Source organism: Blautia sp. AF19-1 (genome assembly GCF_003479155.1).
In the GTDB taxonomy this organism is placed as follows: domain Bacteria; phylum Bacillota; class Clostridia; order Lachnospirales; family Lachnospiraceae; genus Fusicatenibacter; species Fusicatenibacter saccharivorans.
This window is the reverse complement of record NZ_QUGQ01000012.1, coordinates 21,473-36,841: the sequence shown is the minus strand read 5'-3', so window position 1 is coordinate 36,841 and position 15,369 is coordinate 21,473. Positions and strand designations below refer to the sequence as shown.

Below are 15,369 nucleotides of genomic sequence, written 5' to 3'. Positions count from 1 at the left end.
TTATGTTTCTGTACGTTATTTCTCTGTGCGGATGCGGATCGTACGGATCTCGTACGGTTTGATCGTAAGCGAAATCTCGTTCTCCTTCACATCGATTGCGCCATCTGCCGGCTGCTCCAGCAGATTGGTCTCCTCTGCAGAAAGAATGGATTCTGCGCAGTGCAGTGTCACTTTCGTTCTCGCATTCTCCACCTCGTACAGACGCACAATCATGCCGTCTCCGTCCTCTGCTTTCTTCACGGTCTCAAGCACTACGTTGCGTTTGTCTGCAGACAGGAACTCCATGCGGTCTTTTTCTGCCGCACCAAAAACAGCTTTTGCCGGCACATTCAGATTCAGCGCTTCCTGTACCGTACCTGCCTCACGCCACGTTCCTGCATGCGGATACAAGGAGTACGTAAAGGAATGCTCCTCCTGGTCTGCCGTCAGATTCGGCTCAGTTCCGGATTTAATCAGGGTCTGTGTCATCACGCGATCCTTCATGGAATAGCCGTACTTGCAGTCATTCATCAGGCTGACACCGTAGCTTCCCTCGGAAAGATCGGCCCATTTGTGGCCACATACCTCGAATTTTGCCTGATCCCAGCTTGTGTTGGTGTGCAGTTTTCTTGTCACGTTACCAAACTGGATATCGTACGTTGCCTCATCGCTGTGAACGTCAACCGGGAAGTGTACTTTGAGCACATGCTCAGCAAATTTCCAGTCAACGTAGGTTTCGAAATCAATTCTGCGGTCTTTTGCGTAGAAGTGGATCTGCTGGCGGATGACGGTATCCATCACTTCGCGCTCGATCTCCAGGGTTGCACGGACCGGACCGTTTTCTGTCCACTCCATGCGGCGCACGCCCTCTACCTTCCAAGATTTCTCGGTATGGAAGATGTCCAGATTCCATGCGCTGTACTGCAGCGGTTTATCCTCATAGATCCGCAGTTCATTTCCTGTTTTTCCGCTCTGAAGTACTTCACGGTCATTTTCTTTGTCAAACAGGGAAGTAAATTCGCCGTTTGCATCGATTGCAATGGTGTAAAACGGTGTCTCAAGGGTATATCCCTCTCCTGCTTCTGCTATGGCAAACGGTGTTTTCACAACGGATCCGCTTACCGGGCGCAGTACCTGATATCCCTTGGACGGCAGATTTTCTGCGTAAATAACCGCTCCGTCTTTCGTCTGCTGTACCGGATACACGTTCGTTCCATCGGTCAGTGCCTCAGCGCTGTTTGTGCCCAGCTCTACGATATCGTTTCTTCTGTGGCCCAGCGTATTCCATACGGTCACACTCTCGTCCTTCTTCGCACAGAGTGCATCCAGACGCTCACCGATCAGTTTTGCAGATGTTTCTGCAATTTCCGCATACTCTTTCTTCGTCTGCTCATATACCTCATGGATGGAGGAACCCGGCAGAATATCGTGGAACTGATTTGTCAGGATCATCTCCCACATGCGGTTCAGTTCTTCGGTCGGATATGCTTTTCCGGCCTTTTCTGCCAGAACGGACAGAAGCTCTAATTCCATCATCGCATACTCGCTCTTACGGTTTCCGCGTTTGTTGCGTGCCATCGAAGTATACGTTCCCCGGTGGAACTCGAAATACAGCTCGCCGATCCAGGTTGGAAGGCGTTTGCTGTATTTTACTTTCTCATGCAGTTCGTCGAAATACGTTCTCGCAAATGCCTGGCGTACTTTCGGCACGCCCTTGATGCCTTTTTCCATTCGTTTGGATGTCTCAAGCATCGTTCTGGTCGGGCCGCCGCCGCCGTCCCCGTAGCCATAACTGATCAGAATATCGTTGTTGATATCCTTATTCTGATAGCGGTCCCAGCCGCCCATGATTGCATCCGGATGCAGCATGCCGTTGTATGTCGTAAAGAAGCTGGTCTCCGGCTGGCCGACGCCGAGCGTTGTGATCATATGCGTGAAAACTTTGCTTCCGTCGATTCCTTCCCAGTTCATGGTATCGTACGGCACTTTGTTAAACTCGTTCCATGCCAGCTTTGTCGTCATGAAGTAATCAATTCCGCATTTTTTCAGAATCTGCGGCATGGCAGCGCTGTATCCGAACACGTCCGGCAGCCACAGAATTTTGTTGTCTACACCGAACTCCTCTTTGAAGAAGCGTTTTCCGAACAGGAACTGACGCACAAGGGACTCTCCTGATGTCAGGTTGCAGTCTGCCTCAACCCACATGCCGCCTTCCGGCTCCCAGCGTCCTTCTTTGACTCTCTGGCGGATTTTCTCGTATACTTCCGGGTGTCTTTCCTTTACAAAGCTGTAGAGCTTCGGCTGGCTTGACATGAAATGATAGTTCGGATACTCATCCATCAGTTTTAATACCGTTGCAAAGCTTCGGCAGGATTTCTGGCGAACCTGGTCAATCGTCCACAGCCATGCCACATCAATGTGGGTGTGGCCGATGCACGTTGCCACAACTTCGTCCCAGCCGCCCATTTTTTCATAGATCTCTTCCTGGATGCATTTTTCTGCCTCTTCGATGGAAGCGTAGAACTCTTTACTGTACGGCTTGCGCAGGTCCAGCAGATTGATCGTGTTGGTCAGTGCGGTTTCGAGATCCAGACGCGTTTTATTATCCTCGTCCATACGGTTCAGGCCCTGCATCGGAACGATGAGGTCGTAATAGATCTCCTCGATTTTCGCATCATGCTCCTCAAGGTCTGCCAGCAGACGGAACTCGCTGTGCAGCGTTCCGGTGTAGGACTGCAGGTCAAACTGGATTTTTTCACCGGCCTTTGCATTTTCTCTTACAAGTACTTCGCGGTGGTTGATATCCATACCCTGGATCACTTCGCCGTTTGCAAACAGCAGGAACTGCGGGTTTCTTCCGTCATCCCATTCGTCCAGTCCTGCATGGACTCTCATCCAGAGATTTTTTCCATCGAAGCTCTCCGGAATGGTGATGGTGGTGCGGAACCAGTAATGTTTGTCCGGTCCGTACCAGCGGTCATTGACCGTATCAAACGATGTCCACGGCTCTTTTGATGCATCGGCCTCTGCCGGTGTGATATAGCATCCATTTTTCACCTGCATATCGGTGATTTTAATTTTCTGTGAAATCGAAAGTCTTGCCAGTTCCTGGCAGATTACGTTCACACGCTCTTTTACAAATTTCATAGTGCCTCCTTATGCTGTCCATGGGGTCATTTTTAAAAAGAAAGTCCGCCGGACCTGCAGGCTTCTTTCACCCGTAAGCCCGGCGGACTTGTCGCTTTTTAAGTTATCTTATAAATCAAAGGCTATTCTCTTTCACATAGTTCAGCAGCTCATCTACGGTTGTGAATGCCATACCGGTTACAGTATCTGCGCATCCGTAGTAGATAGTGATTCTTCCGGTTGCTGCATCGCTTAAGGTTGCGCACGGGAATACTACGTTCGGAACATCACCCATGCACTCGTACTGGGTGATCGGAGCCATAATATAGTCTTTCGTTCTGTATTTTACTTTCCACGGCTCGTCGATATCAAGCAGTGCGCATCCCATACGATATACGTATCCGTTGCAGGTTGTGATAACGCCGTGGTAGATCAGCAGCCATCCCTCATCTGTTTCGATCGGAACCGGGCCGGCACCGATCTTGGTGCACTGCCATGCAGACTCATCGCCGCGGACCGGGCTCATCATGTGACGGTGTCTTCCCCAGAATTCCATATCTTTACTCTGGCTGACAAAGATATCGCCGAACGGTGTATGGCCGTTGTCGCTTGGACGGCTCATCATCATGTAGTAGCCGTTGATCTTTCTCGGGAACAGCACGCCGTTACGGTTGAATGGAAGGAATGCGTTCTCAAGCTGAACGAATTTCTTGAAGTCATAGGTGTAAGCAACACCGATGGTCGGGCCGTGATAGCCGTTGCACCAGGTTACATAGTATTTGTCGTCGATTTTGCAGACACGCGGGTCATAACGGTACTCTCTTGTCAGAATCTCCTCGTCAGCGCCCTCAAATTTGATCGGTTCATCCTCGATCTCCCAGTGGATACCGTCTTTACTTCTTCCAACGAAGATGTCCATGCTGATGGAACGGCTGTCGCAGCGGAATACACCTACGTATCCGTCCTCGAACGGTACGACTGCGCTGTTGAAGATACTGTTGGAACGTTTCTGCTCGTAACGGCCGATGATCGGGTTCTGATCATAGCGCCATACCGGCATGTGCTCTCCTGCTGGTTTTTCCTGCCAAGGCATATCCGGCAGATTGTTTCCGATGATTTTACTCATGATTGTTTCCCTCTGTGAAAATTATTTTTTTCTTTCTCTCTTGTCACGCCATACGGACATTTTTGATCTTTCGATCCGATACTTCTATCTTCGTCCATTTCTGCGCAAAAGTCAAGTGTTTTTGTTCACTTTTATGTAAATTTTCGTTTTCTTTGTTACTTTTTATCGTTCATTTATTTTCTATTTGTGTTCATCTTTGTTCACAAATGGATTTTTTCTATTTTTCGTACGGTTTTCTTCCCCGCAGAATGTCGGCATACCAGAATACAATCTCTGAAATGTGGTGCAGATCGCCTTCTTTGCTGATGCTTCTCCAGGACGCTTTATACTTCATAAACCAGGTTTCCAGCCGTCCCGCAAGTGCCGCGCAGGCTGTCTCATCCTTTTCTTTTCCAAGCTCAATGTCACACATTCTCGCGCCCGTCTCATTCCAGATGTCAATCGCTTCCATCGTGAGTTCCAGCACCGGAACCATTGGACGGCAGGATTCTTCCAGAGCACCGGCTGTCTTTTTCAGTTCTTTTTTCAGAGCCGCAATTGTTTCCTTTGCAGCTGCACGCTTCGCCTCATCCTGGATTCTCGCGTCAAACAGCGCATTCCGGTTGTTCGGATGACCGAGCACTTTTTCCTCGTAAACGACGTTGGCATCCCACCAGTCAAAGATGGAGCATTCTGCCGTTTTTGCCATATAGGAAACGAATTTTCCGCTCCGGTCGCCGTAGGCCAGACGGGAAATCTGTTCATTCAGCTCCTCAAAGCTGTCGGTATCGTCTCCCCAGGAGAAGACGGCTCCATAGATCATGCCAGGAAGGGAAAAGTCCGGCTGATTGATGTGGCCGCAGTCACCCCAGTCTGTGTTCAGAACACCTTCCGCATGGTATTTTCTCGCATAGCCGCACATCCGTGCGATATTTTTGTAGCTGTTCTCCACCAGGTTCATCCACTGGTTCCAGCCGCCGACCCCAGGACAGAGATACTGTCTTGCACCAGCTTCCGCCATCACTTTTGCCTCATGCTCTCTCTGCTCGGCTGCATAGCCCCAGGTCAGGCAGACGGTTTCCTCTGGCAGCTCTTTGATCAGCTCCGGCTGTGCGCAGATGATATCGCCCCAGAACATCGGCTTTTTGCCTTTTGCCACGAGAAACTCGCAGAGCTCTTTTACATAGTCGATATACAGGCGGTGAACGCCTTTCTCGTCTGCCAGCGGTTTCGATTTTCCTTTTCCAAGGTCGAACGTTTCGTCCGCGCAGATGTTGAATTTATCCGTGGCAAAAAGCGCCATGTACTCCTCGATCATGGCCTTGATCAGCTCGATCGCTCTGCCGCCGGAGACATCCACCGTGTGATGCTGCATCCGGTCCCAGAAGGAAAACGGCTCTTTCCAGCTGTCTGGGAATTCACAGAGGTCGCCATAGCTCTTTGTGGAGAGCAGCATGTACAGATGGCCGAACGTTGCGATCGACGGCACCAATTCGATATGAAGCTTTGCGCAGTACGCATCCAGCTCGCGGATTTCCTCTGCCGTAAGCGGCGTCTCATCGCGCCACATCTCGGAAAGTCCGGAGAACAGATACGTGTGCTCCACATAGAGCTGCAGCTGGTTCAGCTTGTAGTACGCCATGCGGTCTGCCACCTGTTTTAAATAGGAAAGTGTCAGCACACGGCCTCTCGTCTCATCGAGATAATAGCCGCGCACCGGCAGATCCGGCTCATCCTCGATCCGCACGGCAGGAAGCAGTGCACCGTATTCGTGCATCATCTGGCACAGCGTCTGCACACCGTAGAGCACGCCGGCTCCGTCTCCGCCCTGGATGCGGATTTCCTCCTCTGTCACCTGCAGCACATACTGCTGGCTTTTCCTTGTCTCATCCAGTTCCAGTACAATCGCGCCGGTCTCTTTTCTTCCCGGAACGCCGTATCCGATATCGTACTGCATTCCGGTTTCCTTTTTGATTCCCTTCTGCAGCACTTTCGCATACGTATCCCCATTTCCCAGCAGTCTGCCATCCAGTACAATTCTGCCGTCATAGCAGAGTGCATGTTCCCCCGTCAGGAGTTTTACCTCTTTTGGTTTTGGTAAAAATTTCATTTTCCTTCTCCTCTTGTTTTTTGTTTTCTTTGTAACCATAGAACTTTCACTGAACGTTAAGTAACATTTTGAAACCACTTTTCTCTTCTCCCCCATCCTACCATATTTTTTCCACATATTCCACAATAATTTGTAATTTTCTTCAATTTTTTTCAAAATTTCTTCCTGTTCTGCTCTTTTATATGTAAAGTAACTTTTGTTTCCCATTTTCATTCCGGAACAAAATCTGTTTTTTCGGATGAATGCGATCATCGGCTTTACCGCTCTGGCTGCCGCCCACGTCAATCAGCCGGACCAGGTGCAGGAATACCTGAACAAGATTTCCACCTCCGGCCAGCACCTTTTTCCGCCTGAACCAGATTCTGCTGAATCTGCTGAGCAATGCCACGAAATTCACACAGAACGGCGGCACCATCATTGTCCGTATTATTCAGAAACCGTACTATAAAAAAGGGTATGCGCTCTACGAATTCCACGTCCGCGACAACGGCATCGGCATGAGCCGGGAATTCCAGGAGCACCTCTTTGAATCGTTTACACGCGAGGAGACTTCTACGGTCAGCGGCATTCAGGGTACGGGACTTGGCATGGCGATCAACGTCAGCCATATGGTACAGGAAATCGCGATGGAGCTCCTTTCGAACGCCGGATTTTCCGTCAGCCTTGCAGACGACGGCGATGTTGCCGTTGAGACGCTCCGCACCGCAGCGCCGGATCAGTTCGATCTGGTGCTGATGGATATTCAGATGCCGAAACTCGACGGATACTCTGCAACGCGCCAGATCCGCACGCTGGACAGCGCCATTGCCAAAGTGCTTGGCTGATTCCCCTTTCTTATCTGCCGGAACCGTGAATTTTCTCTTACTCGAAAAAGAGGAGAAAAAGTTCACGGCTCCGGCAGATTTTTTCTTGCATTCTTTCGGGGAAGTGTGCTAGAGTGAAGATATCATATTTTATAAGAGGTGCTTATTTTGGATATTAATTACGAGTTATATAAGGTTTTCTATTACGTTGCCACCACACTCAGTTTTTCCGAGGCCTCCAAGCTGCTTTTTATCTCGCAGTCGGCGGTCAGCCAGTCGATCAAGGTACTGGAGAAAAAGCTTGGAATCACGCTCTTTATCCGCAGTACAAAGCGCGTGCAGTTAACGCCGGAGGGAGAAACGCTGCTGCGCCACGTAGAGCCTGCGATCAACCTGATTGCGCGCGGTGAAGCACAGATTATGGAAGCGGGAACGCTTGGCGGCGGCCAGCTCCGCATCGGCGCGAGCGACACAATCTGCCGCTATTTCCTTGTTCCGTACCTGAACCGTTTCCACCGCTCCTTTCCGAATGTCCACATCAAGGTGACAAACCAGACTTCGACCCAGTGCGTCGATCTGCTGGAATCCGGCCAGGTGGATTTCATCGTGACCAATTATCCAAACTCGCATCTTTCCAGCCGTCTTCACACGATTCCGATTCATTCGTTCCACGATATCTTCATCGCAAACGGCGAATATTACCCGGAACTGGAAAACAGGCCGGTTCACTTAAAAGAGCTGCTGCAGTACCCGATTCTGATGCTCGACCGCAAGAGTACGACGAGTGAGTTCCTGCACAGCCAGTTTCAGCGGTTCCAGCTCGACCTCGTGCCGGAAATTGAGCTTGGCAGCAACGATCTTCTGATCGACCTGGCGAGTATCGGCCTTGGCATCGCGTTTGTGCCGGACTACTGCCTTGTAAAAGAGACGGCGGCCTTCCAGCTCGACCTCGTGGAGGAGCTTCCGCCGCGCCAGCTTGTCGTTGCCCACAGCTCCCATCTGCCGATCCCGCAGGCGGCAAAAGAGTTCATGAGCATGCTGGAAAAAGGCGCCGAATAACTTTTTCCGATCTATACGTCAAAAGAGGCAGGATCCTCAAGAAATTTTTCTGGATCCCTGCCTCTTTTTCTGTTTTTATGATCCGTTCTGGATTTACTGCTCGCTGCCGTCTTTCTGCACCGGTTCGGATGCTTCCGCTTTTTCCGGGCTTTCTGCATCCGCTGCTGCCTTTCCGGCTTCTGCTTTCAGATACTCTTTGAGCTCTTCCGGGCTGGAGATCTGAATGTTGCGGTTTACTTTTGCATCGTATGTATCGGCTCTCATGATTTCGGAGAGATCGACACCGGTCGCCTCTTTCATCGACTCAAACAGCTTTGCCATCACCACCGGCACATTGCCCGCTACGGAGCCGATGCCGTTGTCTTCGCTTCCGCCGCCGATGATCGTAATCTTGTCGATCTGGCTGAGCGGCTCTGCGATCTTTCCGGCGATCTCTGGCAGAACCTTGATCATCATCTCTGCCATTGCGGCTTTGTTGTAGCGCTGGTAAGCCTCAGCTTTCTTCTCCATACCTTCGGCCTCTGCAAGTGCCTGGGCACGGATGGATGCGGCTTCCGCCTCACCTTTTGCCTTGATACCGAGTGCTTCCTGCTCCATCGCATAGCGCTGGGCTTCTGCCTGGGCTTTCTTTGCCTCCGCCTCGCGGATTTTTTCGAACTGGTCTGCCTCTGCGTCTTTCTGACGGCGGTACAAATCTGCCTCTGCCTGCTGCTGTTTTGCGTAACGCTCGGCCTCGGCTTTCTTCTTGACTTCTGCCTCGAGGGATTTCTCGGTTACTTCTACTTCTCTGGCACGGAGCTCAACCTCGCGCTCCTGACGGGCGATGTTCGCATTCGCGGAAGTGATTTCCAGCTCTTTTCTCTGCTGCTCTTCCTGAATCTTGTACGCTGCATCTGCCTCTGCCTTTTTGATATCGGACTCTTTTTTCAGCTCTGCCGACTTGATTGCCAGATCGTTGTTTTTCTTTGCGATCTCAGTCTCGGCAAGAACGCGCTCATCGTTCGCCTCTTTATTTGCACGCGCCTGGGCAATTTTGATTTCTTTCTCGGAATTGGCACGGGCGATCGCCGCAGATTTCTTGATTTTTACGATATTGTCGATACCGAGGTTTTCAATGACCTGATTGGAATCAACGAAATTCTGTACGTTGAAGCTGATGATGTCAAGTCCCATCGCAGCCAGGTCCGGTTCTGCATTTTCTTTGACCAGCTCCGCAAACTTCTGGCGGTCGGAAACCATCTCTTCCAGACGCATCTTTCCAACGATCTCACGCATGTTTCCTTCAAGGACTTCTCTTGCAACCTTGGCAATATATTCGCTGTCGCGGTTCAGGAAGTTCTGGGATGCTTTCTGGAGCTTCTGCGGTTCGTCCCCGACTTTGATGTTGACGGCTGCATCCACCTGAATATTGATGTAGTCAGCGGTCGGCACGGCGTCGCTCGTCTTCACATCAATCGCTACCAGCTTCAGACTCAGCTTGTCCAGCCGCTCAAAGAATGGGAGCTTGATGCCGGCTTTACCGATCAGGATCCGCTGGCCTTTTTTGAAACCGGAAATAATAAATGCGGTATCCGGCGGCGCCTTCACATAACCGCTCGCCAGAATGGCAAGAATGATCACCACAACGGCGATCACGGCAATCATGGTTGCATGTTCGAATACAAATTCCATCTTGTTTCCTCCCTTTTTTCTGCGGATGCTTTTCGCTCCGCGTTCTGCTTTTGTGTCTGTGTTATTTTCACTATAGCATTTTTTGCGGGATAGATACAACTGCATTATTATTACGATTTTGTAAGATTTCTGTTCGGGCAAAAACAATCCGCTGGAGCAGATTCTGATATGCCTTGCAACAAAAAAACGAAGGAGCTTCTTTTTACAGAAACTTCTTCGCCTTTCCTTTTTTTCACTGATCCTGCTCTTATGCTCTTTCGACAATCTTCTCCAGCGCTTTTGTGATCGCTGCTTTCAGCTCCGTCTGATCTGCCGGTGTCTTGACGGCCAGCTGACGGATCAGTGCTGTTACGTGATCGTCTCCAACCTCACCAAGGCTCGTAACGGCCGCGGTTTTTACGTCTACATCGTCTACTTCCAGAAGAGAAGTCAGAATATTAACAGAACCATCATTTCTCGAAGCTGCACAGGCTTTTGCAAGCGCTACCTGCGTTGTCTTGTCCGAATCCAGATACTGTTTTCTTAATTTGTCCCATTTTCCTTTTTCCACCATTTTTTTCAGCTTGTCTTCCGATGCCTCTTTTGAACCAAACATTGTAAATCCTTCTTTCTTTTTGCTCTTATTTTTGGTGGATGCAGCAACTGCCGCGGCGAATCAAAAAGGTTCGTAGTGTTTTTGCTGTCGTCCCTGTCATGTCCGCCACATTGTAACCATGCTCTCGTCCATAACAGAAATTATACTCCTTTTCTTCTGGTTTTTGAACAGAAATACTATAAAGTTTTTATAAAAATTGTTACTTTTTCACATTTTTTTCTTGTTGTTCTGCTTTTTATTTCAGATATCCCGTATATTCCGCCGTATGCAGCAGTTTATTGGCGTTTTCCACGCGCTCTTTGGTCGGCGGATTGATGCCTTCGAGTTTGTATGGGATTCCTAAGGTTTCCCATTTGAATACGCCGAGGGTGTGGTATGGGAGAACCTCTACGCGCTGTACGTTGTGCAGGCTGTGTAAAAACTCATCGAGGCGAATCAGGTATTCATCGTAGTCGCTGCGTTCCGGGACGAGGACGTGGCGGATCCAGACTGGTTTGCCGATCTCGTCAAGGTAGCGCGCCAGGTCGAGGATGTTCTCGTTGGTGCAGCCGGTCAGCTCTCTGTGCGCCTTGTCGTCAATCAACTTGATATCGAGCAGCAGCAGGTCGGTGTATTTCATCAGCTCATTAAATTTGCTGAAATACGGCTCCTCTCTTGTGAACGGATTTCCACTGGTATCCAGCGTTGTGTGAACGCCGTTCTTTTTTGCCTTGCGGAACAGCTCGATCAGGAAGTCGATCTGCAGCAGCGGTTCTCCGCCGCTCACGGTAATGCCGCCTTTTTCTCCCCAATAGTTTTTATAGCGGAGCGCTTTTTTCAGCACCTCGTCTGCGGTCTGCCAGTCGGCATCTTTTGTTGTCCAGGTATCCGGGTTGTGGCAGAACTGGCAGCGCATGTTGCAGCCCTTCACAAAAATCACGTAGCGTACGCCAGGTCCGTCGACGGAACCGAAGCTCTCGATCGAATGGATCGCGCCCTTTACCGGGCCATTGTTGTTCTGATTCATTTCACTCATATTTTTTCCTCTTCTTTCCAACTTACTATCTTTCTATTTTTCTGTATTTTCCGGTCAAATTTCAAGGTTCTGCTTGATTATACGGAAATCCGCGGTTCTTTTCAAGGCTTTTCCATGTACAAAATCGAACACATGGCAGGATAAAAATTTGGTTTACTATATTGCATTATGATATAGTCTGTGTTATGATCTACTCAACAAGGAGGTGTTCATATGAATCCACAACTCAAAAAGGGCGTCCTAGAGCTCTGTGTCCTCTCCCAGCTGACAAAAGAGGACAAATACGGCTATGAGCTGACAGACGCTATTTCCCGCGAAATGTCCATCGCCGCAGGAACGCTCTATATGATTTTAAAACGACTCAAGGAAGCCGGTTACGTGGAAACGTATCTACAGGAATCCGCATCCGGCCCTGCCCGGAAATATTACCATCTGACTGAAGCAGGAACAGCTTATCAGCAGGAGAAAAAACAGGAATGGCTGGATTTCACCCAGCAGATCAACCGACTGATTTCAGATGAAACGATCTGACGATAGAAAGGAAAATCATGATGAATACAACGTATGAAACTTATATGAATGCATTGAAACAGGGCCTTGCATCCTTTGATTCTGCCGCCGCAGAGGAAATTTTAAACGATTTCGAATCCCATTTCGCCGACGCCCGCAGCCAGGGTCTCTCCGATGAGGAAATCTGTGCGGAACTCGGCAATGTCGACGATGTCCTCGAATTTTTCCGTCAGGAATATGCCACAACGGAGCAGCCTGTTGCAAACGTGCTGCCACAGGAGAAAACCCACTCCAATTCTGAAGAAACACATCCGAACTACCCGTACGCCCCTTCCACTGCCATCACCGCTATGGAAATCTCCCTGCGGAACGCTTCTGCCGACTTTGCTCCGGGCACTTCCGCTTCGGTTGAGTTTGACTTTTCCGGCGACTTCGATCCGGACCGCTTCGAAGCAGGCATTGAGGGCAATACGTTCTGTCTGCGAGAGAAAAAGCTCATCCCTTCCGTATTCTGGAAACATCTTTTCTGCAATAATCACCAGAAAGAGGTGTTCTCCTTCCAGGTGCCGTCCACCGTACAGAAGCTGACGCTCCGCTCTTTGAACGGCGCGACCGGGCTTGATACCCTCTCCCTTACTACGCTCGAAATTTCCGCCACAAACGGCAAAATCACCGGCGATTCCCTTTCCGCATCCAGCTGCCGCATACAGGCTGCGAACGGAAAGATCGTCCTGACCCGTCTGCGCACAGACAGCCTCGATGTTTCCGCCACAAACGGCAGACTTGAAATCACCGGCGACTGCTCCCGCGCAGCTTTAAACGGTGTCAACGGCAAAGTCCTCTTCGAGGGAACCTGTTCCGAGTCCCTGACAGCAAAATCCGTCAACGGTTCCGTGAAACTCCATCTCCCGCACGACCTTGCCGATGCGTCCATTCATGCATCCACGACAACCGGAAAAATCCGCCTCGTCTCCAATGGAAGAACGGAATCCTACACAAAAACATTCACCCGCTCCGGTATTTCTGCCTTCACCATTCAGGCAAGTACCGTCAACGGAAATGTCCTGCTCTCTGACTTGCCGGCAGAAAACTGACAAAAAAGAATGGACTGGATAAAATGTTTTTCTTTAGTCGACTGATATGTAAGAAGAACACTGACTACAAAATCAGTGTCCTTCTTTCTTCCTTTACATATATTTCATAATAGTCGGCAATAATACATTCATATCTATTGGTTTTGCAACATGATCATTCATGCCACTTGCCAAAGCCATCTTCTTATCTTCTTCAAACGCATTTGCTGTCATTGCAACAATTGGAATCTGCGATTTGTTACCGTCTTTCAGTTCTCGAATTCTCCTGGATGCTTCATATCCGTTCATAATCGGCATCTGAATATCCATCAGAATCAGACTGTAGTAATTTTGCTTTGCTTTGTTAAACATATCAATACATGCAACGCCGTTCTCCGCTCTTTCTATCATGATTCCCTCTTCCGTCAAAAGTTCCGTTGCAATTTCTGCGTTCAAGTCATTATCTTCTACCAGAAGAACCCTTTTTCCTTCCAGTTTTTTGATATTCAACTGACCGTCTGCATGTTTCGGATTCCTTTCTTCCGCATTTGCTATTTTTAATGGAAGCGTGATTGTAAAAGTAGAACCTGCTCCCGGTTTGCTCTGAACTGTGATCTTGCCATTCATTAAATCCACCAGTTTCTTCACGATTCCCATGCCAAGTCCGCTACCTTCTATTCCGCTGTCTGACGAAGATCGTTCCTGTGAAAATGATTCAAAAATATGTTTTTGGAATTCTTCTGACATTCCGATTCCGTTGTCTGCTATGATAAGCTCTAATACACTCCAACCTTCTTTTTCGCCGGGATATTGGTTCAATGTACAGCTTATGTTACCGCCTTCACCCGTGTATTTCACAGCATTACTCAAAATGTTAATCGTAATTTCAGATGATCTTGCATCATCCATATGCAGGTATGGATATCGAATGTTCTTATTGACTTTCAGTGTTTGATGTTTTTCTTCTATCGGTTTTCTAAACATATCAATACATAAATCAAAGTTTTTAGAAACATCTGTTATTGTTTCATCCAGCGTTGCTTGGTTGTTTTCGATTCGTGCTAATTCAAGAATGTTATCAATCAAATGCAGCATTTTCTTTCCGCACAATAATATTTTTTCAAAGTAATCCTCTAATATAGTTGGCTCCTTTAAATGTTTCTCTCCCAATTCTGCATATCCAATGATTGCATTCATAGGGGTACGAATATCATGAGACATATTAAATAGAAATGTTGATTTTGCTTTGTTAGCTGAATCGGCCAGTCTTGCAGCTTCCTGCAACAGTTTTTGCTGTTTCTGCTCATTTTCTTTTTGCTTCTTATATACAGAATATCCACAGGTACATAATATTACCAAAATACACGCTGTAATGCATCCCAGTACAATACTTAACTTATTCGTCTTCTCAACCATTCCATACGCTTTCTGCATATCCATTTCTATGCAGAAAGCACCTATCACTTCATTAGATTCATCTTCCGCTGTCACAGGATAACAGGCTGTAAAAATAGGTCCCCATGTTGTATCAACAATATCCTGAGAATATACTGTTTTTCCAGAAAGTGCTTTTTCTATATAAGGAACCATCTCCTTTTCAATCGGATCTCCTGGATGTCTGACGTCACCAGCCGATGGATCCAGTCCGTCTACAACGTAAATCAATCTACCGTCTTCATTTCTGGTTGCTGTGTAAATATATCTCGTAGAATTCAGCGTTCTGATTTCATTCATATATGTCGACATATTCTTGAATAGTTCTGTATTCTCATCAGCTTTACTTTTTATTTCATTAAAATCTTTTCGTCCCAGTCTGTTATTTACCAGCTTATGAACCGCATCTGCACTGGAAATATCTCGTTCAATTTCTGTTTTCAGAGCAGTTTTGGTATATGCTTGTTGTAAAATAAAAGTATATGCAACAACAGCCAAAATCACCATTGCCAGAAGGAATACCAACCGTCCCTCAAAAATTTTCCAATGATTTACCGGATTTTGATCTTTTCTTTTTTGTTTTATATAGTTATTTTTCATCATCGTATTTCACATGCCTTTTATCTAATTTTAATTTAATACAAAAACGTCTCAACTCTTCACGTATTTTGCAAACATGGGTTACATTTCCAGACTCATCCCTTTTTTTACAGTAAAAAGCATCCTGTGCCAACTGCCATCACACATACGGTATTCTGTGGAAATGCATTCTTCCGCCTTCAATCTTGCTGAAAGTGTAGAGATATCCAGAAATGGACGGATCAGCGAGCGGTATTCAGATGCAGCCATTGTATCACAAAACTGATACAGTTTCTGTTCTGTCATAACA

The 15,369-nt window shown here is 48.0% G+C and carries 12 protein-coding genes; 4 read left to right on the top strand and 8 right to left on the bottom strand.

The window, feature by feature from the left end:
* Positions 1-15 precede the first annotated feature (15 nt).
* The 3 genes from DWX26_RS09475 to DWX26_RS09465 form a co-directional block, all read right to left on the bottom strand.
* On the bottom strand, positions 16-3,126 hold the full coding sequence (locus DWX26_RS09475) for an alpha-mannosidase (protein WP_118601332.1): 3,111 nt from the start codon (positions 3,124-3,126) through the stop codon (positions 16-18).
* A 115-nt stretch (positions 3,127-3,241) separates the two neighbouring features.
* Positions 3,242-4,231, bottom strand: a complete 990-nt coding sequence (locus DWX26_RS09470) for a glycoside hydrolase family 130 protein (RefSeq protein ID WP_055221374.1) — start codon at positions 4,229-4,231, stop codon at positions 3,242-3,244.
* A 217-nt stretch (positions 4,232-4,448) separates the two neighbouring features.
* Positions 4,449-6,320 (bottom strand): beta-N-acetylhexosaminidase, encoded by a 1,872-nt coding sequence (locus DWX26_RS09465; protein ID WP_117762250.1) that lies wholly within the window; start codon positions 6,318-6,320, stop codon positions 4,449-4,451.
* Positions 6,321-6,670: 350 nt separating this feature from the next.
* Between DWX26_RS09465 and DWX26_RS09460 the strand changes: the two genes are divergently transcribed.
* On the top strand, positions 6,671-7,144 hold the full coding sequence (locus DWX26_RS09460) for an ATP-binding response regulator (RefSeq protein WP_264466096.1): 474 nt from the start codon (positions 6,671-6,673) through the stop codon (positions 7,142-7,144).
* Between the two features lie 147 nt (positions 7,145-7,291).
* Entirely contained in the window at positions 7,292-8,182 is an 891-nt protein-coding gene (locus DWX26_RS09455) for a LysR family transcriptional regulator (RefSeq protein WP_022463164.1), read from the top strand.
* 93 nt (positions 8,183-8,275) lie between these two features.
* On the opposite strand, the gene DWX26_RS09450 is transcribed toward DWX26_RS09455, so the two are convergent.
* From DWX26_RS09450 to pflA, 3 genes are all read right to left on the bottom strand, one after another.
* Positions 8,276-9,853, bottom strand: a complete 1,578-nt coding sequence (locus DWX26_RS09450) for a flotillin family protein (RefSeq protein ID WP_022463163.1) — start codon at positions 9,851-9,853, stop codon at positions 8,276-8,278.
* A 247-nt stretch (positions 9,854-10,100) separates the two neighbouring features.
* The gene (locus DWX26_RS09445; protein ID WP_055221368.1) at positions 10,101-10,448 is read right to left on the bottom strand and encodes a HEAT repeat domain-containing protein; all 348 of its coding nucleotides are present in this window, start codon (positions 10,446-10,448) and stop codon (positions 10,101-10,103) included.
* 235 nt (positions 10,449-10,683) lie between these two features.
* Positions 10,684-11,463 carry a pyruvate formate-lyase-activating protein gene (pflA, locus tag DWX26_RS09440; RefSeq protein WP_022463161.1) on the bottom strand — a complete coding sequence of 260 codons (780 nt, stop codon included), beginning with the start codon at positions 11,461-11,463 and terminating at the stop codon, positions 10,684-10,686.
* 213 nt (positions 11,464-11,676) lie between these two features.
* Here pflA and DWX26_RS09435 point away from each other — a divergent pair, with 213 nt between their 5' ends.
* On the top strand, positions 11,677-11,994 hold the full coding sequence (locus tag DWX26_RS09435) for a PadR family transcriptional regulator (protein WP_022463160.1): 318 nt from the start codon (positions 11,677-11,679) through the stop codon (positions 11,992-11,994).
* Positions 11,995-12,011: 17 nt separating this feature from the next.
* On the top strand, positions 12,012-13,067 hold the full coding sequence (locus tag DWX26_RS09430; protein ID WP_082424725.1) for a DUF4097 family beta strand repeat-containing protein: 1,056 nt from the start codon (positions 12,012-12,014) through the stop codon (positions 13,065-13,067).
* Between the two features lie 93 nt (positions 13,068-13,160).
* Here the strand turns inward: DWX26_RS09430 and DWX26_RS09425 are convergent, their stop codons facing one another.
* On the bottom strand, positions 13,161-15,083 hold the full coding sequence (locus DWX26_RS09425; protein ID WP_118601331.1) for a hybrid sensor histidine kinase/response regulator: 1,923 nt from the start codon (positions 15,081-15,083) through the stop codon (positions 13,161-13,163).
* Between the two features lie 78 nt (positions 15,084-15,161).
* Complete coding sequence (locus DWX26_RS09420; RefSeq protein ID WP_022462380.1) at positions 15,162-15,365, bottom strand: hypothetical protein; 204 nt, start codon at positions 15,363-15,365, stop codon at positions 15,162-15,164.
* Positions 15,366-15,369: the final 4 nt, after the last annotated feature.